At 57.9% G+C, this 20,942-nt stretch carries 25 protein-coding genes and 2 pseudogenes; all 27 read right to left on the bottom strand.

All coding sequences use genetic code 11. From position 1 onward, the window contains the following. Positions 1-3 precede the first annotated feature (3 nt). Positions 4-1,530, bottom strand: coding sequence for a TIGR03752 family integrating conjugative element protein (locus QCD60_RS29855; RefSeq protein WP_279781316.1), 1,527 nt, complete (start codon positions 1,528-1,530; stop codon positions 4-6). Then, entirely contained in the window at positions 1,527-2,513 is a 987-nt protein-coding gene (locus QCD60_RS29850) for a TIGR03749 family integrating conjugative element protein (protein WP_279781314.1), read from the bottom strand. The genes QCD60_RS29855 and QCD60_RS29850 overlap by 4 nt, the downstream gene beginning before the upstream one ends. Continuing rightward, positions 2,510-3,148 (bottom strand): PFL_4703 family integrating conjugative element protein, encoded by a 639-nt coding sequence (locus QCD60_RS29845; protein ID WP_279781312.1) that lies wholly within the window; start codon positions 3,146-3,148, stop codon positions 2,510-2,512. Before QCD60_RS29845 ends, QCD60_RS29850 begins: the two co-directional genes overlap by 4 nt. 83 nt (positions 3,149-3,231) lie before the next feature. Further along, positions 3,232-3,654 (bottom strand): TIGR03750 family conjugal transfer protein, encoded by a 423-nt coding sequence (locus QCD60_RS29840; RefSeq protein WP_279781310.1) that lies wholly within the window; start codon positions 3,652-3,654, stop codon positions 3,232-3,234. Between the two features lie 9 nt (positions 3,655-3,663). After that, entirely contained in the window at positions 3,664-4,017 is a 354-nt protein-coding gene (locus QCD60_RS29835; protein WP_279781308.1) for a DUF2976 domain-containing protein, read from the bottom strand. Continuing rightward, positions 4,014-4,628: a hypothetical protein gene (locus QCD60_RS29830; protein ID WP_279781306.1), complete on the bottom strand. Its 615-nt coding sequence runs from the start codon at positions 4,626-4,628 to the stop codon at positions 4,014-4,016. Before QCD60_RS29830 ends, QCD60_RS29835 begins: the two co-directional genes overlap by 4 nt. Positions 4,629-4,639: 11 nt before the next feature. Further along, positions 4,640-5,179, bottom strand: a complete 540-nt coding sequence (locus QCD60_RS29825) for an integrating conjugative element protein (RefSeq protein WP_279781304.1) — start codon at positions 5,177-5,179, stop codon at positions 4,640-4,642. A gap of 17 nt (positions 5,180-5,196) precedes the next feature. Next, complete coding sequence (locus QCD60_RS29820) at positions 5,197-5,754, bottom strand: lytic transglycosylase domain-containing protein (RefSeq protein ID WP_279781302.1); 558 nt, start codon at positions 5,752-5,754, stop codon at positions 5,197-5,199. A gap of 11 nt (positions 5,755-5,765) precedes the next feature. Then, entirely contained in the window at positions 5,766-6,548 is a 783-nt protein-coding gene (locus QCD60_RS29815) for a TIGR03759 family integrating conjugative element protein (RefSeq protein WP_279781300.1), read from the bottom strand. Then, positions 6,545-7,369: a hypothetical protein gene (locus QCD60_RS29810; protein WP_279781298.1), complete on the bottom strand. Its 825-nt coding sequence runs from the start codon at positions 7,367-7,369 to the stop codon at positions 6,545-6,547. Before QCD60_RS29810 ends, QCD60_RS29815 begins: the two co-directional genes overlap by 4 nt. 11 nt (positions 7,370-7,380) lie before the next feature. Beyond that, positions 7,381-8,091 (bottom strand): PilL N-terminal domain-containing protein, encoded by a 711-nt coding sequence (locus QCD60_RS29805; protein ID WP_279781296.1) that lies wholly within the window; start codon positions 8,089-8,091, stop codon positions 7,381-7,383. A gap of 162 nt (positions 8,092-8,253) precedes the next feature. Beyond that, on the bottom strand, positions 8,254-9,147 hold the full coding sequence (locus tag QCD60_RS29800; protein ID WP_279781294.1) for a hypothetical protein: 894 nt from the start codon (positions 9,145-9,147) through the stop codon (positions 8,254-8,256). Positions 9,148-9,386: 239 nt separating this feature from the next. Continuing rightward, positions 9,387-9,617: a hypothetical protein gene (locus QCD60_RS29795; protein WP_279781292.1), complete on the bottom strand. Its 231-nt coding sequence runs from the start codon at positions 9,615-9,617 to the stop codon at positions 9,387-9,389. A gap of 38 nt (positions 9,618-9,655) precedes the next feature. Continuing rightward, complete coding sequence (gene radC, locus QCD60_RS29790; protein WP_279781290.1) at positions 9,656-10,114, bottom strand: DNA repair protein RadC; 459 nt, start codon at positions 10,112-10,114, stop codon at positions 9,656-9,658. After that, positions 10,111-10,419 (bottom strand): hypothetical protein, encoded by a 309-nt coding sequence (locus tag QCD60_RS29785; RefSeq protein ID WP_279781288.1) that lies wholly within the window; start codon positions 10,417-10,419, stop codon positions 10,111-10,113. Before QCD60_RS29785 ends, radC begins: the two co-directional genes overlap by 4 nt. A 110-nt stretch (positions 10,420-10,529) precedes the next feature. Beyond that, positions 10,530-10,892, bottom strand: a complete 363-nt coding sequence (locus QCD60_RS29780; protein WP_279781286.1) for a hypothetical protein — start codon at positions 10,890-10,892, stop codon at positions 10,530-10,532. 93 nt (positions 10,893-10,985) lie between these two features. Then, a complete protein-coding gene (locus tag QCD60_RS29775; RefSeq protein ID WP_279781284.1) occupies positions 10,986-11,570 on the bottom strand; it encodes a hypothetical protein in 585 nt (194 codons plus the stop codon). A 43-nt stretch (positions 11,571-11,613) separates the two neighbouring features. Continuing rightward, positions 11,614-12,171, bottom strand: coding sequence for a hypothetical protein (locus QCD60_RS29770; RefSeq protein ID WP_279781282.1), 558 nt, complete (start codon positions 12,169-12,171; stop codon positions 11,614-11,616). 103 nt (positions 12,172-12,274) lie between these two features. After that, on the bottom strand, positions 12,275-12,484 hold the full coding sequence (locus tag QCD60_RS29765; RefSeq protein ID WP_279781280.1) for a hypothetical protein: 210 nt from the start codon (positions 12,482-12,484) through the stop codon (positions 12,275-12,277). 98 nt (positions 12,485-12,582) lie between these two features. Then, positions 12,583-13,116: a hypothetical protein gene (locus tag QCD60_RS29760; RefSeq protein ID WP_279781278.1), complete on the bottom strand. Its 534-nt coding sequence runs from the start codon at positions 13,114-13,116 to the stop codon at positions 12,583-12,585. Positions 13,117-13,214: 98 nt separating this feature from the next. After that, positions 13,215-13,853 carry a hypothetical protein gene (locus tag QCD60_RS29755; RefSeq protein ID WP_279781275.1) on the bottom strand — a complete coding sequence of 213 codons (639 nt, stop codon included), beginning with the start codon at positions 13,851-13,853 and terminating at the stop codon, positions 13,215-13,217. Positions 13,854-13,997: 144 nt separating this feature from the next. Then, positions 13,998-14,453, bottom strand: a complete 456-nt coding sequence (locus QCD60_RS29750; RefSeq protein WP_279781273.1) for an STY4534 family ICE replication protein — start codon at positions 14,451-14,453, stop codon at positions 13,998-14,000. A gap of 127 nt (positions 14,454-14,580) precedes the next feature. Then, positions 14,581-14,865 carry a hypothetical protein gene (locus QCD60_RS29745; protein ID WP_279781271.1) on the bottom strand — a complete coding sequence of 95 codons (285 nt, stop codon included), beginning with the start codon at positions 14,863-14,865 and terminating at the stop codon, positions 14,581-14,583. A gap of 1,048 nt (positions 14,866-15,913) precedes the next feature. Further along, complete coding sequence (locus tag QCD60_RS29740) at positions 15,914-17,854, bottom strand: DNA topoisomerase III (protein ID WP_279791139.1); 1,941 nt, start codon at positions 17,852-17,854, stop codon at positions 15,914-15,916. A 969-nt stretch (positions 17,855-18,823) separates the two neighbouring features. Next, positions 18,824-19,201, bottom strand: a pseudogene (locus QCD60_RS29735) (DUF3158 family protein); the annotation flags it as partial. Between the two features lie 111 nt (positions 19,202-19,312). Beyond that, on the bottom strand, positions 19,313-19,621 hold the full coding sequence (locus tag QCD60_RS29730) for a hypothetical protein (protein WP_279791137.1): 309 nt from the start codon (positions 19,619-19,621) through the stop codon (positions 19,313-19,315). A gap of 82 nt (positions 19,622-19,703) precedes the next feature. Then, positions 19,704-20,119: pseudogene (locus QCD60_RS29725) on the bottom strand (AcaB family transcriptional regulator). Positions 20,120-20,942: the final 823 nt, after the last annotated feature.

The raw sequence follows: 20,942 nt of genomic DNA, 5'->3' as shown, positions 1-20,942 counted from the left end.
CCCTCAATCCAACGCCCCAGAACGGCCACCCGCCCCCGACAGATAACTGACCTTGCGGCCATTCAGCTCATAATCGATCTTGAGCTCCCGGGTGATATGCAGCGCCACCGGCTGACCCGGTGGCACGTAGATAGCATCAAAGGTCTGGCCGTAACGCTGAGCGACCCACTCGCTGACTTTCTCCAGGCCGCCGGCGATGCCGCTATTCAGCGCATATTTACCCGCATCGCCTGTGACAGCAGTGACCACGGCATCCGTCCCGGTGACCGACGTGGTCTCTGACTGGGCAGAAGCGGAGGCCGCTGCGGTGGCCATCCCTAAACCGAACTGAGTCGACAGGTACTCCATGGCATTGGATTTTTTCTCACCGGAGATACAGGGAATCCCATAGGGATCGGATAACCATCCCAGGCTTTGTGTCGCTCCCTGCGCTCCGGCACCTGATGCCGATGATCCGTTGCCCTGACTTTGCCCGCCTTCTTCGCTCTGGCCGTTGATAGTGCGAATGGTGCCGTCGGTGAAAACGAAGGTGATGGAAGTGACAGAACCCCGCACACAGCTCAGTACCCAGTCGCCTGTGGCCACACCTGATACCACGGCCTGCGCCACATCCGGCAGCTCGATGCCGTTAGCCATCAGGTTGTCTGAACCGATGACAACCTTGAATGGGTAGGGGTCCTGCACAGAACCATTGATCGGGATACGTCCCAACAGCGCGGTCATAGAGACCGAACCCATCAGGGTGGCGTTCTCTGCGACGGTGTACACTGGCACAGCGTCTTCCTCTGCTGAACTTCCCAGCACCTGAGCCGCCGCACCGTTTGTGGCGCTGTTGAGTGAACTCAGTCCTTTGTCAGCCAGCGAACCCACCTCACCGAATGACGAGGGGAAACTGAACTGACTTCCCGTACTGGACACCATGCCGTTGGCATCGGTCTTACGCATGTCCTGCGGCTCCACCCACATATAGGTTTCCCCGCCGAAGGTCACGGTACCCCCCAGCCCCCCTAAACCCGCATCCGCAGGCAGGGGCACAGAGCCCGCTCCCCCCATGGATGAGCCTGAGACGGCGCCGTCGCTGCCCACTGCGTTCAGCTGGCTGGTGACGGTATTCATGCGGTTCTCGAACTGGGACAGCTGCTCACCGACCTGTCCCATCAGCTCGTTCTTGGCCGATGCCAGCTGACTGGAGACAGCGGTACTGGCTGCACCTTCCACATCCCCGGCCTTCTGCCGTAAGGTGTCGTTTTCCTCCAGCAACTGCTGCATCAGCTGGTTGGATTTCGACTGCGAATCGCGCATTTGATCAATCTTTGCGACCAGTGCGGACACCGTGTCCTGAGCACCGTCCATGCCCAACCGCTTTTTCTCCTCCGACGTCAACTCCCGCACAGAGGTACCCTGGGCTGCCTGCGCCGGCGTGTCGCTACTGCTGTCGTCGCGGCCAGAGTAGGCAATCGCGACGGCACCGATGACCGCAGCAGGAATGATGACCTTCAATAGTCCATTGCTTCTGATCGTCGCCATCATTTCGCTCCTTTAGCTGGGCGGTAGGGCAGGGGCAGCAGGGCGGACTCCAGACCTTTGCCCTGCGTCACCAGATACGCCGTCGTGGTATCCTCGGCGCTACCTGCCGGCCCCAGCGTCGGATGCTGAAAGGCGGCACTATACAGATCCCCATTCAGCAGACGGGGGTCGAGCAGGACCGCACGAGGAGCCCGATTGATCAGGCGTACTGCCGTGACGGTGTAGTCAGCCAGTTTCCAGGCCGCGACGGCACGGGCATCGACATCGAGCGAGGGCAGCAGCGATCCCAGCGGGCCTTTGGCGCGCACGGGTACCGCGCTCACACCAGGCAGTGCCTCGACGGTACGTAACGGGGCGTACATGTTCTGCGCGGCATAGCGCGTGAGAGAAATAGGGGCAGGAGTGCGAGAGGTGGCATCCGTGCGGCCAATGCGACCGGCGACGGCATCATCGGCCGTCGGGCGCGGTGCGGCGGGAGCCGCTGCGCTGTTCGCTGACGAACCTGACGCACGAGCAGACACGGCGCCCGCACCTGCACTGCCCGGCATCCCATCACTGGCATAGTTGGGCGACAGACCTGCCGTGATACCAAAGCTGCTCAGGTCATCCCCTTCCCCGTACAGCACCTTCATCGGCTCATAGGCCGAGCTGTTGGCTGTGACGGTGGCCGCATCCTGCGCGGTCACGTCCAGCAGAATAATCTCGCCTGTTTCCACTACCTGAAGCGGAATACGGGTTTCGGGAAAGGGTGCAGCGGCTTTGAGGTACAGCGCCCCACCGGCATTCTGTACCCGCAGGGTATCGGCCAGGGCCACCGGCAGGGCCAGCTTCACATTACGATCCACATAGACAATCCGTTCCTGGCCGACAGCCAGTGCGGTTTTGATCGGCACCCGATTCCAGTGCACCAGCTCCACGGCAGAAGCCAGGGGAGACAGCACCATCCCCACGACCAGGCTTACACCCATGCGTGTCATCATCTTCATTTCACCTCCTCCATCACACTGCCATCCAGTCGCTCTGGCAGGGAGTCATAGCAATCCAGGGCCAGTCCAAATGGGTTCGTTTCAGGATTCATATCCCAGCGCACCACCTTCAACGGATGCAGCATGGCCAGCTTCTTGACCGACTCACCATGAACGCTTTCGGTCAGCATTAACTCCAGATCCACCACCCAGTGGTCGCGATCCTGGATATGTACCCGGTCATCCGAAACCCCGCGCCCTGGAATCTCTGCGACAGAACGCACCCGGTCGGTCAGCTCCTGGCTCACCTTACGGCGTTCATAGTCGCTATCCAGCCAGGCCTTGCAGGACGGGGTGAGATACGCACGCAGCGTCTCAATCCGCTCGTGATAGTCACTCTCACCATCACGCGGCCAGTAGTTCAGTTGCTGGAAAATATAAAAGGCAAATGAGTAAACCGTGCTGGGTGGCACCTCCCACCAGGCGCGGGTACTGCCACTGCGCAGGTCAGGCGGGTTGTGTACAGTCAAATGACGGGGAGCGGTATACCACCCCCACGACGTGAACCCTGCAATCGCGGCTAACAGCGCAATCACCAGTCGCAGACTGGTGATGTGCGAGTCTCGTGATGACAGCGCAGTGCGATGTCGGCTCATAAAAACTCCAGAGTGAAATAGGAATACAGCGTGGGAAGAAGGTAGCTAGCAGTGGCGCGTTATCTGAGAGGTATCCAGGGCCATCAGTCGAACATGCCCTGGCGTTTCCGTCTCAATCGGCGCCGTACCCCCTCACGGCGGAGCCACCAGGTTGCATCCTGATCGATCAGTGATGCCTTACGAAAAAACAGGCGGCTGACACTGCCGTGATGCAGCCGCCACTCCAACATGCGGTAAAACCAGGCACCGGGCTTATTGCGTTTGGCGGCAGCCAGTCGGTCGCTGCCAAAACGCAGGGCCAGATAGCCACACACCGCCATACTGGTGGGGATGGCCGGCAATTGCCCTGGCAGTAGCAGAACGACGATGAACACTCCCAGCACGAGGCCCACTACCACACCACTGCCGATGACCAGTAACAGCTCGTTGTTGGTTAGCCCACGGATCACCGTGGGCTCCCGATTCAGCCGCTCAGGCAGGTAGCGTGCATCCTCGTTTTTAGTCACGACTCAGCCTCACGCGAGAATGGCGGCGGCTTTGTTGGCCAGGTAAAGCACCAGAATCACCAGTGCGACCCCCATGCCTGCGACCAGACCCAGCTCACTGAGTTCAGCCTTCTGCATACGCCAGGCCTTGTAGGTTGCTATCGTATTGGAGCTACGGCGGTAGCGCAGTACCACCGACGCCTCATTCCAGCGCACCCAGGCAAGTACACCAAAGCCGCACGCCACCCCGTAGCCTACCGACGGCGTGAGAGCCAGCGACCAGGGCGCGGTGGCAGACACAAAGGCCGCAGATACGGCCACTGCCACGGTATTAAGCTCCACCGCCGGGCGCAGCAACGACTCAATAACATGCTTGTCGGTCACGCCTCTGCTCCCTCGTCAGCCAACAATGCCTGTGCTGCCGTCAGTAACAGACACACCCGCTCGGCACTGAACCCCAGCAGCCGTATCAGCGCTGCACAGAGCCCATCATCTATCCGCAGTTGCCGTTCCCGAACCAGCTGCACGATGGCGATCATACGAGCATCCCGTCCCGCACACTCACGGGGAATGGCAGAGCGGTGCAGCTGTGCCTGCCGGTCGGACACCAGCATCCAGGTGAGGGGCTGCATCACATCCAGGTAGTGCGCGGTATATCGTTCACACAGGGCAAACAACCCTGAGCGATCACACATCACCGCCTGCAGATCCGTATTGCTCATTGATTCGCCCAGTACCCCCCGTGCCCGGCGCACCAGCGGAATCAACGCCCTGGACGCATCTTCCACCACCTGTGCGGCCACCCCGGATGCGCAGCGCGACAGATCCGGGTGCATGCTCAGCCGGGCCCAGGCCTGGCTGAACGCCAGCCCCTCTTCGGCCATGCCGGCAGGATCCGCATGCAGTGACGTGGGGCGGGGAGGGCGATCCTCATCCAGCGCCTGCCGCAGGGCCAGCTCAGCCAGACGGCTCTTGCCTACACGAGTCGTTAACATCTTGCGTCCTCTTATTGCTCGATGGCCGTGGCCGTGATCAGTACCGGATAGCCAGACAGCTGAAGACGCGAGCCCATATCATCGGCGGACTCTGGCAGCAACTGCACACCGGGTACCATGCGCTGCAGCTCCGCCAGTTGTGCCGGTGTTTGCACGTTCACGACCACGCCGGTGGCCCGCATCTGCTGCAACTGTCCACCGCGCACCTTCAACCACTGCAGACTCAGGTTGTCGTAGCCGACCAGAAACAACGGCGTCATCCCCGGCAGGCTCACGGCACGCCGTGCCACGCGCCTGGGCTGCAGCTGGCTGGTCACCGGCAGCATGTCGGCAATACTCACCTGATGGGGCAGACCTGCCGCTGCCAGAGGCGGGCGTACCGGCGCGGGTTCTCCAGCGATCTCCGGGTCCGACACGTTATTGATTGGTGAGTAATACGGCTGTGCTGGCACACCACCGTGATCCGCCACAACTTCCAGCGCCATGGCCTGACTCATCGCCACGGCCAACAAGCCCCCGACCACCCACCGCATCGCTTGCATACCTTGCATCACCCCCTCCTTATTCATCACACCTGTAATCCCAACTTGCGCAAAAACCGTCTGACGGTTGCCCGGTACTTCGCCGCAGGCTCACCGCCTGCAGGCCGGTGATACCGACCTGCAGCCCAGATCCAGTCGTCCACCGGGTTTCCCTGGCTGCCCTTGCTGGCCTCAAACTGCTCACGCAGGATCTGCGCGGCTGTACGCAGATTCAGCATTGGATCAAGTCCCGCACAGGGCGATGAAAAACGATGACCGTTGGCACCGATATTCACCTGTGCAATGCCGACATCGATGTTGCCCGGACGGTGACTCGCCAGTGCCTCCTGCAGGGCGCTGCAAGCCTCAGCACGGGAGTGATAACGAAACCCTTTACCCGCGACATTCAGTGTCCATGGCCACGGACTGAAGCTGCCATCCACCAAACCGGCATTGCTCTCGGTTTGCGTCAGGGCGTACAGCAGCACATCGGGAACGGCTGCCTCCTGGGCTACCATCTGAAACGACGGCGGAGGCACAAAACGGGCAGCTGTCGCCACGCCAGGCAACAGTGAAATGCCCCAGAGCAGGAGAGCGGCCGTCACAGTGACCGGCCTCATTCGTGCACGATTCGCCACTCACCGGCGACCTGTTGCATAAGACCGGGCAAATCACCGGCATGAGCAGCTCCGGCCATGGATGCCCAGGTGCCGTTATCATGGTTGAGGGTGATCTGCTTTGACTTGACGGCGGCGGGGCTGATCCCCCGTGCCAGTGCCCACAACTGAATGGTTCGGTCGTTACCCTCACTGCCGACCAGATAGATGTCGATCGGGCGGTTCTGGCTCAGCAGCTTTTTCAGCTCACGATCACAGAGCACGCAGTTATCACGCACAAATAATGAGACTCGTCCGGCGCTCATCACCCCCACCGATGGCACCGCAGGCTGACCAAAAGGTGACGCTGAAGAAGCAGGTGACGAACTGGCCAGCCCCATGATGGGCTGCGTGGTGGGGAGTAGCCGTGCCCAGGCCGCATCAACCGCTTTCTGGAAGGCGAGTTCTTTCTCCACCCGCACCGCCTCGGCTTTGACAAACAGCTCGGCGAAACGCCGTCTCTCTGCGTCTGTCTTAGCGGTGACCCCAAGGGTGGTAATCGGGTCCAGCCCCGGCGACCAGATCCCCCGCTGACCGGCCATGGCCTGCTGATATTGCGTCCACTCACCGGCGCTCAGCCCCCACTCCGCTGCGGTTGCAGAGGAATCGACGGCTTGTGATTGCGCCCCCTGAGACTGGGTCATCTGTGACGTTTCCGCGCGAGAGGTACCCACAGAACCTGCCAGACACTGACCCACAACCGACAGCGACACTCCCATTACCAGCCACTTTAGCGGCGTCATAACGCCACCTCCTGGCTACGCCCGCTGACGTTAAATACAGCGCGTCCATCACCCAGTGACTGCAATTTCCAGCCGGAATACACGCTCCCCACTTTCAGCAACACGACCTGCGATAACGATGAGGTCGCCGAGGGCGCGACGGATAAAAAGGACTCACCGCCCCGCACCTCAGCCCCCAGTACCACAAAGGGGGGCGTCAGGACCCGTGGCTTACTCGTGCGGGTCACCGGCTTTTTTGCAGAAGCCACCGTGACCTGCCGTGCCTGAACAGCGGCAGCGGCATTGGCCTCCACCTGAGCAGACTGCGCATCGAGACGGGCCGACATCACCGTGAGTGATGATTCCGCCACTCCCAGACGGTCACCGAGTCCGGCCAGCGCCTTGTGTAACTCCTCGGTCATGGCACTGCCGGCTCCCTGGCTGCGCTCCAGTTGATCGATTCGACTCGCCAGCCCGACCAGACCATTTGAGGTGGACGACAATGCCGTCAATTTCTGTTCCAGACCCGTGGTATAGCTGCGAAGCTCATTCAACTCCTTCTCCACTGCCGCAGCCTGAGCATTGATTACCGCTGACTGCTGCCGGTCGCTCGAACCCAGCTGCAGGTTCTGATAGATCCCAAAGCCCGACACCCCTAACGCCAGCACGCCGGAGATCAATGCCAGCACGGCCAGACCATTACCTGCACGCGGGGCTACTCGCCCGCTGCGATCCTGACGATCTGCGCCACTTCCAAGCGATGCTTGATGGGGTGCCCGCTGCATTGCGGGCTGGTCATCATCAAGCACATCCAGTGCAGAGGGTTGATAATCCTGACTCATGGCCGTGCTCCTCACTGCTCACCGGACTGACGACGCGGACGCACAGGCGTTGGCACCGCCGCGGCCTCCCTCTCATCCACCGTACCGGCTTCACTCGCCTGACCCACCTTCACTGTCGCCAGCGCCGACGCGCTGACATCCACCACCTCTGCCGGTGCGGCATAGCCCGGGCGAGGCACGTACTGCACCAGGCGGTGCAGCTCATCCACTTGCACCTGCCAGGCAGGACCTCCCAAGACTTGCAGCGCATCCCGCAGAGCCATCGGCCCAATGCGGTAAAGCGGCGCAGGCAATGGGGCGGTATAGAGCGGGTCGGTCACGGAGGAAGGGGCCGCCAGGCTGTAGCCCGACTTGGCCAGGACATAGCGCACGGCATCACCCACACTGGGCGACATGGAGGTAGGAATCTGGATATCGATGATCTGTGCCATCAGATCGCGCTGGGCCACGGTTGGACCCACTGCTACCTCGGTATAACGGCCATAGGTAACAGTCGCAGGGGATGCCCCCGCTTCGACACCCGGCAGATCGCCTGCATAGACATCAGGCGCAATCAGGTAGGGGCTGACCGACGATACAGGTTCAGGGGCCGGTTTAGGTTGCTGCTGGGCACACCCGGCCAGCACACCGCAGGCCAGCGCAACAGCCAGACCGGGTGACAGACAGGCAAACAGGGGAGTACGCCACTGGCGATAACGGATGGGATAGAACGGACTGCTCATAGGAACCTCGCGACAACGTTGTGCGAGGCACAGTGCCGCAGGTGACTGAGCGCGTCAGTAAACAACCCTAACGGAGAAAGCGAGGGTTTATTGCCCCCAAAACAAAATGGGGCTCACGCGGAGCCCCATTCGGTCATCAAAAACAACAGCATCAAAACAGGATCAACTGGACGTCGTGGCCGTGCGTTCAATACCCTGACGACGCAGAGCATCACGCTCCGCTTTAGGTATGCGATGACACAGATTGTCCTGCGTCTTCCCGACTATTTCAGCCACGTCCCGCAGCATGATGTTGTGAGACAGCATCTCACGCGCAACCTCCAGTGCATTGCGGCCCCCGGAGATCATCTGGCGGTACTCATCCAGGCGTTTTGCATCCAGCTCTTCCATCGACTTGGCCGAGTAATAGCTACCAGGCAACTCTGCCACCAACCTTTCTGGGTCAATAGCACACTCGGACGTGTCCCGCTTGGGCCAGAGAGTTTTCTTCTTGCCATACAGGGCGGCGACATCCACCCCAAAAACAGCCACAACGTCCTGAGTCACTCCATCGTGAGTCCCTAAACGTGCGTTCAAGGTATCCATCAAGCGCCCAGTTCTCATGGCGCTGTGTTTTTCAAGAATCGACTGAGCCAGGTCATCTTTACTCTGCAAGGCCTTCTGCTGGCCATACAATTTGAACAGCACGTAGATGACGACCGCACCCTCGACATTGGCCTCGTACAGCGCTGCAACAACAGCAGGGTAATCATAGTCATAGCCTGCACCACCAAACACTACCTCCTGATAGATGCCGATCATATCGACCCCCAAGGCAGTACGGAGGTCCAGCTGCATTCTGCTGTACACCTCGGGACGGCGATGACCGGGGACTTCTAACTTGTCTAGCAGTGTTGGGTAAGGCATACCGACAAAATCAGCCAGGAAGCCCAGTTTGATACCGCGCTTCCGCAACAACACATACAGGCACACGCTGGCAGGCACCTGCAGTTCATACAGCTGCTCAGTCAGCAGAGTGAGTTTAGGATCGTCATGGTAGTCACTCGGTATCATCATCGTTCTCCGTAGCCGTCTCTCCCGTCCCGAATGCATAGCGCAACGTGCGGTGGTGCTGTGTGCTGGTGGCTCATTTAAGTGGTATGTCAATATAAATGATATAGACAAATGCCGCCGAGTTACAAGGTTTCGGGGTTACAAAACACGTCATGATGCCTACCCCAGACCCAACAGAAACAAAAACGGCCCCCGAAGGAGCCGCACATCACGTCGTGTATCACACGACCAAAGAGAAAGGATTATTTTGCCGCTGACGCAGCAAACAGGGCATCCCACTGGGTTTTGAGAATGCACCCCTCACCGGGCACCAGTGTCCAGGGCGCGTCATCTAGTAGACTATGGAGTTCGGCGATACGCAGATCCGTATCGTCTGTCTCCTGGCCCATAGCGCACGCAAGTAGCCGTTGGTCCAGTTCGTCCTGCAGCTGCAGGAATTGAGACTGGGTCATGGGTTGAGTCAGTTCAGCCATGGTGGCCTCCAAAGGTTATGTTGAGTTGAGTGGTTGAGTTAAAACAGTTCGAGTTCAGCCATCGACGAGACGGCTTCTCGGCCTATGACGATATGATCGAGTAGACATATATCCACCAGTGCCAGCGCCGTTTTGAGGCTCTGGGTGATGGCGATATCGGCTTCACTGGGTGCGGGGTCTCCGCTAGGGTGATTGTGAGCAAAGATGACTGCCGCGGCATTGCGTTGCAGAGCCAGCTTGATCACTTCACGTGGGTACACCCGCGTTTTATCGAGGCTGCCGAAAAACAGCTCGTCGTAACTGATGACCCTGTGTCGGGTATCAAGAAACAACACTGCAAACACCTCACGCTCATGAGCGGCCAGCTGCAGCCACAGATAATCGCGTGCGGCGTCCGTCGCATGAATCGAAGCGCCTGGCTCTCGTAGAGACCCCATGAGAATCGCCTTTGCTTGATCGATAATGGCGCGTTCTTCCGCACTGAGAGAGAAACTCATGCTGCCACCTCCGATGACAGCCAGACATCCATCTCTGCAAAGAGCGTAGTGACACACTGCTGCCAGACTGGTGACAGAGAAAGGGCCATCACACACTGCCGATCCGTAGAAGACAGCGCCGCGACTTCCGTGGGCGACAGCCCACCGAACAAACGCCAGTCGACGGCACACTCCCCGGGCTCAGCCCAGGGACATTCGGGCCAAAACATCGCCGAGTGCGTGAATTTTGAGACAGGAAACTGCGCAGCACGCCGCTGCATTAGCATGGCGGCGAACTGAAACAGCGCTAGCACAGTGGTATCCATGATGGACCTCTGGGGTGAACACCCCGGTTGCGCCGGCAGGGAATCTGCCCATAGGGACAGATCCCCATGGGCAGTGAAAGAAAAGACAGTAACGAGAGAGAGAACGCTGATCAGCGCCCCGACTGCAGACGCAGCCCGGGCTCCTCAAAGCGCAGTAAAGCGCGTTCTATATTGAGCACATACTCAGCCACTCGGAGATTGCCAGAGCAACCCAGTCGATCAGCCAGTAACTTGATCTCATGATCCCAGGCCTGGCTTTTCTTGATCACACAGCTGTGGGCCTCACACTCAATGCGATAGGCCAACAGCTCTAGATAATGCGCTTCAAAACCGCCTGTCTGTTCGATGTTCCATGCGCGACAGCTTTCACGCCACCGACGTTTCAGTGCCACAATCTCCTGCGGAGTCTTGGGCACAGCATCGAACATGGACACAACAGCGCGAGTAGAAGAGATAGAGGAAAGAGTAACCATGGTGTTCTCCAAAACAGTAGTCGGAGAAACACCCCCTGGGGGAGTGTTTCCCCCAGGGATGGTTAATGTGAAACGTCAGCGTGTAGTCAGACGTCAGGCAGGTTCAGGTGAACCCGGCAAACGTCCCCATTGTTGAATCGCAGGCTCACCGGCCAGTACACAGGACAAGCTCAGCTGCTCACGCAGCCGATGCTCTTTCTCCTGCCAGGCCGACGCCTCGGCATACTGCTCCTGATGGATCAGCGATACCCAGGTATCGCTGATCTGATCCATCTGTGCCTGCGTAGCCAGCCACTGATGACGAGGAATCAGTACCACATTGTCCTGCCAGCTCCCCTGGGTGTAGCGCTGAAGTACCGCGCCTTCACACAGGATCTCCATGGACTGAGGAATAAGAACAGGGGCATGAGGGCCATGCTGCTCCGCTCTGACCTGAGCCAGGCGTGCCATTTCCCGGAAATGCCCCTCCGCGACCTGCATTGCTTCCGCCACCCTGACCGATGCCTGAAGCGGCAGACGGGTCGTGGTACGGGTACGCAGGGGACCGGAGTAATAAGGTGCACAGCCCAGCTCAAAAGCGATGTCACTGTGAATGACGATCAGGCCATCGGGCACGATCACATCCCACAGACACGTCACTGCTTGTGCCGCGTTCACCCTGGCGATAGTTGAGTTCATAACGTTCTCCCGAAGGTTCAAAGTGAAAAAAGCGTGAAACAGATCAGGCAGGTTCACCCGCCACAAGGCGGGAGAGCCTGAGCCGGTCAGCCAGTACGGCTTCCCGACCCTGCCAGTCTGCTGCTTCAAGCACGTCTCCGTGTCTGATCAGCTCACTGCAGGTGCGACCAAAGAAGTCGATCTTCTCCTGCGTCACACGCCATTGTTCAGGGGGAATCAGGGCATAGTCCTCTTCCCACTGGCCGTCCTGGTAGCGTTGAAAATTCACGCCCCTGAAACTGGCCTCCTGACTGCGAATGGTCATGCTGACAGGAAGAAGAACAGGGGCATGCGGTCCAGCCTGTTCCACGCTGACCTGTGCCAGATGGCGCAGGTATCGGAAATGCCCCTCCGCGTCCCTCATCGCCTCAGCCACACTGAGCGAGGCGTTGAGATCAATAGTCGCCTGCGACGAAAGACGTATCGGCGCCGTGCAGTACGGTGGGCAGACCACATCCAGCGTAATAGTGCTGTCAATGATGATCAGGCAACCAGGCACAATCACCTCAGACACCCGCGTGACGGTGTTAACCGTGTGTGCGGAAAAGGTAGTTGACGTCATAGCATGCTCCCGAAGGTTCCAATGGATAACGGGAAGCACCTGTCCCCGAAGGGAATGGGTGCCTCCGGGGTGGTAGTGAAATGGTTAATGAGAGGTGTCGGAGCTATCCGTTCTCCCCGGCGGCGTATGCCCAGCACTGGGCCTGTTGAGTATCACCTTCGTCCAGATAGGACTGCGCGGACGCTAAATGCTGCTGCATTCTGTCCAGCGCCTGAGCGATCACATGGCGCTCCTCGGCCAGCCACTGTTGCTTGGGCTGTCCGGTTAGCACGGAGGTGTCAGAGGCAAACGCTGAAATAAAGAGAATGCGCATAGTGGATCTCCAGGGTTCAAGGATGACCAGGAGAAACACCCCCAGAGGGAAGCATTTCCCCCAAGGGTGGTTGGTTAAATGGATAAGCGTAGGAGCGATCAGTTCACGTCATCATCGATGTCAGACAGATCAAACCCATGATGGGCATTGACCACCTGAGCTCGCCATGGGCGATCACTCCAGACCTCCCGCTGAATGAAGTACGGGTGTAGTCCCGTGCTCTCCAGTTCCTCCCGAATCCGTTCATATTCACGGACCCAGTAAACCGAAGAACTCCAGCTTTCGCCGTCGAACGACAGGAAACAGCCGTAGCCGCTGATGTCGTAGCCAGTCCAGGGATCGCGAACGGACTCGATACGCACCTCACGGAACGTCGATCCCATCACCGCCGCCATGGCCAGGCTCATGGCCTGTGCCGTGAACACCTGGTGAGGCAGGGGTACATAACGAAAAGGACTGTCATCCGACAGAACCACCACCCGACAGTGCCGAAGCACCCCCAGACGTTTGAACAGATACATATCGGTACCCAGTTCAAGAGACCGACGTTGCTGGGCCAGCCAGCGTTTGTCGTCATCGGTCAGGGCAGCAGTGGAGCGGATATGAACAGCGGCAGTGGATAAGGCTTTCATCGTGGATCTCCAGGGTTCAAGGATGGCCAGGAGAAACACCCCCCTAGGGAAGCGTTTCCCCCAGTGGTGGTGTAATGAAAAAGCGAAAGAAAAATGCGTTACCGAGCGGTCTGCATCCAGCGCGTCACCGCGTGGATTTGCTTCAGCTCATGTAACTGCCAGTGTAGTCGGGACATTGAAACGGCTTCGCGAAGACGCTGGGCCTCAATCAATAATCTATTCGCAGTGTTGTAATTGCCTTCGCGGCGCTCGTTAATGCGCTGGATATCCAGCGCCTTCGCCATGGCTTCATGAAGTGGTAGATCTGCTATGGGCAGGTAACTATCAAACCATTGACCGTCATGACGCTGAATTACTTCGCCACAACGACTCATGATTAACACCTGCTCTGGGACAAATTGCCCAAAATAGACGCCCTCATCACAGAGGTTATCCAGCCAGATCGTATGTTTCAGGGCGATCCCCCAGGACTGCAATGCCTCCAGCTCCAGATACTGCGGTGCCTGGTAGGGCACGGAGTGAGGGGTGGCCTTGCATGTCCACGGTCGCTGCTTGTCGTACTGCAGTATTTTCTTACCCTGCAGAGCCACAAAAGCCCCGACCAGCGGTGTAGTGCAACGACCAAACCGACTATCGAAGATAGTGGCCATTTCACTCCTCAACCCACGCTGGAGCTGTGACAGAAACAGACGATCTTCTTGGGTCAGGTCGTGAGCACGCTCAGGTTGAGTGACCACGGTATTCCTCCATCATGGGGAATAGCCGTGCCCCCAGGGGAAACGGTTATTCCCCTAGTAGCAGTTGATCAGACAAAAAAAGACCCAGTACCGATCAGAGATCAGAACTGGGCCAATGACTGTGAAGCAAAATAGATTGAGTAGTTATGCCGCGTTAGCACCGGGTGTGCCTGCTGTATCAGCAGGAGCACCGCTCGCGTCGTCCGCTTTAGGCATCTGGTAAATCATTTCGCCATCTTTCTTGATCCAACGAATCATGAGCAGACGGCCTTTCAGACTGACACCTGTTTCACCCTTACGATCACCGGATGCATAGGTGAATACGTCAGGGTAGATGTCACCGATCTTGAAACTGATCAGCATCTTGCTGCCAGCCTCCACCGCTTGTTGACACCGAGCGATCAAACGCGCCGCTTCGGTGCCCGACACGCGGACATCGAAATAGGTGTATTCCACATTGTTCGTATCACCCCGCAAGGCGGCGATAGAACAGGCCCAGAAGGGCTCTCCTTTTTTTGGCTCAACCAGGCGAATGCGGTTGATATAGCCAATGCCAGAAGTGTGTAAATCGAAAAACTGAGAAGCGTTTTGAGTAGTCATGGTAGAGCCTCCAAAAGGTTCGGAACGAAATGAACCCTGTGAAAGCCATGACTCCCTGAAGGGAATAAAGACTCCCAGCAGGGTGATAACGACATGTCGAAATAACGAAAATGGATGGTCAGTCAGATCACTGAATGCGATCTGCCATCTTTCGGGCAAAACGAGCAGCGATCATCAGCCCCGTGTGCGCAGAGCGACGCAGGACAGATAAATCGACCATGGAGCAGGAACTTTCCCAGCGGCGTTGTTGGTGCCGGGCAACAGTTTCAGCGACGGCATCCATGTCATAAGGACAGGCTGCACTGTAGCTTTTGAGCCAGTCTGCGACGTCTGCAAGATGCAGATCGGGGCAGTCAGCAAAGGTAAACGCCTGTTCAGACGCATCAGCGTGAGAACGATGTTGAGTAGACATACAAGGTCACCTGTCGAGTCAATCCAATCAGAAGGCCGACAGGGTAGCGCCCTCAGGACGGCATGCCTGACGGACGGAAACGCGGAACAGTGTGCCCGGACACACCATTGAGGGGCCGGACCAAAGTAGTGCAGTACAACGTAATAAGAGAAAGTGGTATCAGCTGGCAGTGCCAGTGCGTGCCGTAGCCATGAGCCGAGATACTGTCCACGCAAATCACCACTAACCCGCAGGTTAGTCATCGCCTTAGGTGAAGCGACTGGGTTTCAGTCAACAGACTGATAACGTGCGGCCATTTTTTCCGCCGCACCGAGGGAAGTCAAGTCAACGCACATCGGCCAACCCTCAGCTCATCGATGAGGATTAACCCGCAGACAGGGCTTCCCCATCAACAACACATCAAAAAAAGCAAAATAATCAAAATAGGGAAACAAGGTAGGGCGACGTCATAGCGATACACAGCGCCACAACGAAGCGTCGGGACGGGATACAGCAGGTAGGGTAAGCGGCAGCAGCGCCGCCGCTCACATCATGGGAAGGGATAGATACAACGAATCACGTACAACAGCAGTAGAAAAACACAACAGCGGATAACAGAGCGACAGGAAAAGGATGGCTACTGCAATCTGTCGATTGCTGGCCGGTATCGTAGCCCGCGGCCTGATCAATGGCGTGGATCCCCACACAAACGGCTCCTGCAGCAGCTGGCAGGCACAGCGTTGAACAACATGGGGCCAGAGGCACACCCCGAAGTGCACTGCCATCAATCACATACGGCAGAAAACTTCGGTGGTATGCCTGCCCATCAGAAGAGCAGAAAAACGAAAGTCGCGAGAGGAAACAAACAGAGGAAGGCAGTGACCGTCGTCGGTACGGGAACCTCGTTCCCCTGTTTGTTGATCTGGCCTGGAACCCACATCGGGCGACGGGGCGACGCACTCTCACTCAGGCTGCGTCTTTGGGAGCCGCTATTGGACGTCAGCGGTCAACGTTTTGTAAGGCCATTATTACCAGCAAAAGTGAGCAGTGCAACCCATGAACCATGACGTCATGCCGTGCCCTCCACCCTCTTGCGTGCCCGCTTCTTCTTGCCGCCACCATCGACTACCCCCTTACAGTCAGGCCATCGAGTACAGCCCCAAAACGGGCCATTGGCGCCACTGCGCTTGCGCATGGGCGCAGAACACAGCGGACAGGCTTGTGTTGGAGTAGCGGCAATCTGTAACGCCCCGCGACCAGCCTGCTTGGCTTCATGAACAAGATGAGTGATCCATTGCGCCTGAGTCGCCACAAACTGATCAAGTGTCAGCTCACCCCGCTCAATGGCAGACAGCGCCTGCTCCCACAGTGCCGTGGTCCCGGGATCAGTGAGCGGCTGGGGCAGAGCATCAATCAGCGACTGTGCTGCTTCGGTGGTTTTGACCGACCGCTTACTGCTCAACAGAAACCCCCGTTTGATCAGCCCCTCGATAATGGCCGCCCGGGTGGCTTCGGTACCGATGCCAGACGTCTCGCTCAACTTGGCCTTCAGGCGTGGATCCGCCACATAACGCGCAATGCCTTTCATCGCGGCAATCAGCGTTCCCTGAGTAAAAAATTTGGGCGGCGTGGTCTTCTTCTCCACGACTTGGGCATCGGTGACCGGGCAAACTTGTCCTTGCTCCAACGGCGGCAACTCCTGCCCACCGGCATCGCTATCCTCAGCCTCATCAGACTCCGCCGCAGAAGACTTTGCCATCAGCGCCCGCCATCCGGTAACGGCGATCACTTTGCCCACAGCCTTAAACTGCTGCCCCAGCGCGACCAGCATCACCTCAGTCCGGTCATACTCGTGAGCAGGCATAAACTGCATCAGGTAATGAAGACGAATCAGTTCATACACCCGGCGCTCGTCCTCGGTCATCGCTGACAGATCAATCACTCCCATCGTCGGAATAATGGCGTGGTGGTCTGAGGCATTCACCTTCTCATCATTCCAGGCAGCTGACCGCAGCCGACTGTCCAGCTGCATCACCAGTGGCCCTAGGGACGGATCAGACTGAGCCAGTGCCTGCAGGACGGGTTTTACTTCCTCAAGCATCGCCACCGGCAGATAACGGCAATCACTGCGTGGATAGGTGGTGGCTTTATGTTTCTCATACAGCGACTGAGCGATATCCAGTGTCTGCTGAACGCCGAACCCGAATTTACGATCACAGATCTGCTGCAAGGCACTCAGGCTAAAGGGCAGGGGAGGCTGCTCCCGCATTCGCTTTACCTCCACAGAAGCGACCTGTGCCGCCTGCCCCCGGAGTCGGGCAGCCAGTTGCTGCGCAATCGGGCCGTTAATACAGCGGCCCTCCTCATCTGCCACCTGGGCCACGGGTAACCACTGCGCGGCAAAGGTGCGGCCATGGCCTCCGTCTGCCGTGATCACAACCTCAAAAAACGGCTTTGATACAAAGCGGGCGATCTCCCGATCCCGCGCGACCACCAGTGCCAGCGTAGGCGTCTGCACACGCCCGACTGATAGCACCCCCTGATAACCCTGCTGCTTTGCCAGCAGCGAGTACAGGCGGGTCATGTTCATACCGACGATATAGTCGGCTCGTGATCGGGCCAATGCCGACCAGTACAGGGGCTCCTTGGAGGCACCGGGCAACAGTGATGCCAGCGCTTTGCGCAACGTAGCCTCATCTTGAGAAGAAGCCCACAACCGATGCACAGGGCCTTTGCGCCAGTTGCAGTGCTCAATGATCTCACGGGCGATCATCTCCCCCTCACGCCCCGCATCTGTCGCAATCACTACTGAGGTGGCTTGAGTTAACAGAGACTTAATCGCTTTGAATTGCTTTGCCTTGTCAGCGTCCACCCGCATGGACCACTCGCCCGGGATCATGGGTAGCTGCTCCAGGCGCCATTCTTTCCAATTTGGGTTAATCTCGTCGGGTTCCGCCATCCGCAGTAAGTGGCCTATACACCAGGTCACTATGACGCCATTCCCCAGCAAACACCCCTCACCGCGCTTGCTTGCGCCAACGAGTGCGGCGATCTCTTTTGCTTGACTGGCTTCTCACACAAAATCAGCTGCATTCCCCACCTCATCCCCTGTGCACATCACATATCAACGAGGCACAGGATCAGAAAAGACAGCGACAAATACCGCAGAGAACCCTCACGGGAACAGGAAGGAATGCCGCCACAGACAACTCATCAGCAGCGGCAGAAAGCAACGGAAGGGCAGGAGGAAAACACGGAACGAATCGCACCAACCGGCCACGCAGTGGCCAGACGTGATGCCAGCCCCGCAGGGGCCAGCGGTGCCCAGCCACCCCACGGGGCGTTCGGTAGGACACCCACAGACATGCTAGCCCCGTAGGGGCCGGGCGCCGCCTCAGCTACTGGCTGACTTGGGTGTGAGCCTCTACCATAGGCAGCCCGAGCAATATCTTGTTCAGCACCTGATCCACTGCGACTTTCGCTATCGACATCATCGCTGCAGGCGGTACGGTATCCCGGTTCTCGTATGGCCACAGTCCTTTGTGACGGTGACGACAGGCGTCTTTTCCTGAAGATCAATGACCAGATGCTGAGCAATGCAGCGTGCGACAAACGCGCTGCCTGTGCGACTGGTGATGCTCTCACCCGGAAATACATCAAATAGCGCGAACGCTTGAAATTCGATCACTCGTTCTGCTCCATCGCGCAATGTCACAGTGGCTGTCGTGTACCAGGTTCAAATCCCGATGACTCTGACTCAATGCGAACCACACTTGCATCCCTGAGTTGTTTAACTAGCGGATGATGCTCCAGTTGCTCGGACACCTCATGTAGCTGAACACGCCCTGCATCTACCCGGCTGTGCCAACCAGGAATGATGAAGACCCAGCAGATTGATCACACATGCGATCCAACACGCCCAGCGTGCCAAAAAACTGATCCAGATCATCCAATATACTCCCGCGTGAGTTTTTATCAGTCATACCCGCTCCTCACTCCACACGTTTTCTGCCGACTCCATCTTCGTCAGCCCATCGGTAGCCTGCGGATCAGCGTGCTGCAGATACTCATCTGCAGATTGAAACGCCACACGATCCTGCTCCATAGCCAGCAGTGACCGACGCACGCTGGCATCGACCTGTTTTTGCATGACCGACGCCCACAACGGTACGCCACTCTGCCCAGCTTGGTGATCCGGCAAACGCCAGCGCAGAAAAGTTGCCCCAGATCCTGCCCGCTGCAGTCGTAGAATCGCACCGAGCTGCCAGACATAGTTCAACTCCTCCGACTGCCGGACGATATACCGACCCAGGACCAGGAGCCCCTCACGGGACTCCTCGGCCTGCACACCCAATAAGCGCGATTCTCCCCTTACCCTTAAAAGGAAAAAGGCCTTTTAGGGAGGGAACGTTTGCGGCCTGTGACAGCAGCTCTGGGGAGACATCGTTTGCGGGGGTGTAGACGCGAATCACGCCTCGGCCTCGATGTCAGATACCCCTGCCCCAGTCATCTTCGTAGCACCATTGATCACTGCCCCAGTCACTTCCTCTCCCGCCTCGTCCAGCGCTTCGGTAGCAGATACTGCGTCAGTCACTGTGTTGATCGGGGGGCGTCCGGCGGCCAGACCTGCCCGCGTGGCCAGCGCCTCATTCATGGCATCCAGCTGGGCCTTGGGCAGAGGAGGGGAGAACTGTGAGCGCAGGGTTCCATCCAGAATACCTGCCGGCAACTCCCCGTTGCGCTCGATGGCGGCCAGCACCTTGGCGCCACCAAGCACATAGTCGGCACGGGTCGCCCGGTAAAGCGATAGCGGCGAGACTTATCAAACACACTGCGGACCACCCGGGCTGCATCTCTGATTAGAGCTTCTTATCCACATTACCGATCAGCCCCACATGGCTGGCCAGCAATATCGACCGGATCAGCTCGTCAAAATCCGATACCAGGTAGCTGCCCTGGAACGCCAGTGGCGTGGCGCTAATGACCGGGAACTGCCGTGGACTGACCGACAGGTTGTCCGTCATGGAGATCGATGACGGCACCTGGCTCAACACCGCGCTGATGGTTTGTTTCTGCTCAAGCAGGGTCTGACGGCTTTGGCGATGGCTTGCTCGATGTCCAGCATGTGCTTGTCGGCATAGGGATCGTACATCCCTGACGCGACTGTGGTCTGGTGCATATTGGACATGAACACGCGCATGCCGGGGCGATTGAACGGACGCCCATTGGACTCATCGGCATGGTTGTCGTCGTTGATGTTGACGCCTTCCCACAGCCGGCAAGCGTGGAAAGTATGCAGCTGGATAGTGATGGTCGAGCGCAGCGCCCCAGCTGGGGGGCGGTTACGGAAATAGCAGAATCAGACATGAACACACTCCTGATTGAATGGCGAAGCGAAAATAGAAACGAAACATGAGCAAGAACAATCGAGAAAAGCGGCGCCGGATCTACGTCCGGCTGCCGCTACGCAGTGTGTTCAACAACGACCCGCAACTCAGCAGAAAACCCTCAGAGACAGGCTGAGAGTAGGGAAATGGAGGGGGAGAGGAGGGCATTGCCTCAGCTGACCGATATTTGGCTAAGTGATTCCCAGGGAATCACTTTACTAACCCTTGGTCACTTATCCGGGTGCGTTACAGCTGACCGATATTTGGCTAAGTGATTCCCAGGGAATCACTTTACTAACCCTTGGTCACTTATCCGGGTGCGTTACAGCTGACCGATATTTGGCTAAGTGATTCCCAGGGAATCACTTTACTAACCCTTGGTCACTTATCCGGGTGCGTTACAGCTGACCGATATTTGGCTAAGTGATTCCCAGGGAATCACTTTACTAACCCTTGGTCACTTATCCGGGTGCGTTACAGCTGACCGATATTTGGCTAAGTGATTCCCAGGGAATCACTTTACTAACCCTTGGTCACTTATCCGGGTGCGTTACAGCTGACCGATATTTGGCTAAGTGATTCCCAGGGAATCACTTTACTAACCCTTGGTCACTTATCCGGGTGCGTTATAGCTGACCGATATTTGGCTAAGTGATTCCCAGGGAATCACTTTACTAACCCTTGGTCACTTATCCGGGTGCGTTACAGCTA

Origin of the sequence: Pokkaliibacter sp. MBI-7, from assembly GCF_029846635.1 — a bacterium.
Taxonomy (GTDB): Bacteria; Pseudomonadota; Gammaproteobacteria; order Pseudomonadales; family Balneatricaceae; genus Pokkaliibacter.
Note: the sequence above shows the minus strand (reverse complement) of the source record. Positions and strands in the feature narration are given on the sequence as shown.

Bases quoted from the DNA above. Each gene is read 5' to 3' on its own strand.
- QCD60_RS29830 (WP_279781306.1), bottom strand. From the start codon at position 4,628: ATGTTAACGACTCGTGTAGGCAAGAGCCGTCTGGCTGAGCTGGCCCTG.
- QCD60_RS29770 (WP_279781282.1), bottom strand. From the start codon at position 12,171: ATGACGTCAACTACCTTTTCCGCACACACGGTTAACACCGTCACGCGG.
- QCD60_RS29845 (WP_279781312.1), bottom strand. From the start codon at position 3,148: ATGAGCCGACATCGCACTGCGCTGTCATCACGAGACTCGCACATCACC.
- QCD60_RS29760 (WP_279781278.1), bottom strand. From the start codon at position 13,116: ATGAAAGCCTTATCCACTGCCGCTGTTCATATCCGCTCCACTGCTGCC.
- radC (WP_279781290.1), bottom strand. From the start codon at position 10,114: ATGAGTTTCTCTCTCAGTGCGGAAGAACGCGCCATTATCGATCAAGCA.
- QCD60_RS29855 (WP_279781316.1), bottom strand. From the start codon at position 1,530: ATGATGGCGACGATCAGAAGCAATGGACTATTGAAGGTCATCATTCCT.
- QCD60_RS29850 (WP_279781314.1), bottom strand. From the start codon at position 2,513: ATGAAGATGATGACACGCATGGGTGTAAGCCTGGTCGTGGGGATGGTG.
- QCD60_RS29780 (WP_279781286.1), bottom strand. From the start codon at position 10,892: ATGGTTACTCTTTCCTCTATCTCTTCTACTCGCGCTGTTGTGTCCATG.
- QCD60_RS29765 (WP_279781280.1), bottom strand. From the start codon at position 12,484: ATGCGCATTCTCTTTATTTCAGCGTTTGCCTCTGACACCTCCGTGCTA.
- QCD60_RS29795 (WP_279781292.1), bottom strand. From the start codon at position 9,617: ATGGCTGAACTGACTCAACCCATGACCCAGTCTCAATTCCTGCAGCTG.
- QCD60_RS29785 (WP_279781288.1), bottom strand. From the start codon at position 10,419: ATGGATACCACTGTGCTAGCGCTGTTTCAGTTCGCCGCCATGCTAATG.
- QCD60_RS29825 (WP_279781304.1), bottom strand. From the start codon at position 5,179: ATGCAAGGTATGCAAGCGATGCGGTGGGTGGTCGGGGGCTTGTTGGCC.
- QCD60_RS29810 (WP_279781298.1), bottom strand. From the start codon at position 7,369: ATGAGTCAGGATTATCAACCCTCTGCACTGGATGTGCTTGATGATGAC.
- QCD60_RS29775 (WP_279781284.1), bottom strand. From the start codon at position 11,570: ATGAACTCAACTATCGCCAGGGTGAACGCGGCACAAGCAGTGACGTGT.
- QCD60_RS29815 (WP_279781300.1), bottom strand. From the start codon at position 6,548: ATGACGCCGCTAAAGTGGCTGGTAATGGGAGTGTCGCTGTCGGTTGTG.
- QCD60_RS29800 (WP_279781294.1), bottom strand. From the start codon at position 9,147: ATGATGATACCGAGTGACTACCATGACGATCCTAAACTCACTCTGCTG.
- QCD60_RS29750 (WP_279781273.1), bottom strand. From the start codon at position 14,453: ATGACTACTCAAAACGCTTCTCAGTTTTTCGATTTACACACTTCTGGC.
- QCD60_RS29745 (WP_279781271.1), bottom strand. From the start codon at position 14,865: ATGTCTACTCAACATCGTTCTCACGCTGATGCGTCTGAACAGGCGTTT.
- QCD60_RS29805 (WP_279781296.1), bottom strand. From the start codon at position 8,091: ATGAGCAGTCCGTTCTATCCCATCCGTTATCGCCAGTGGCGTACTCCC.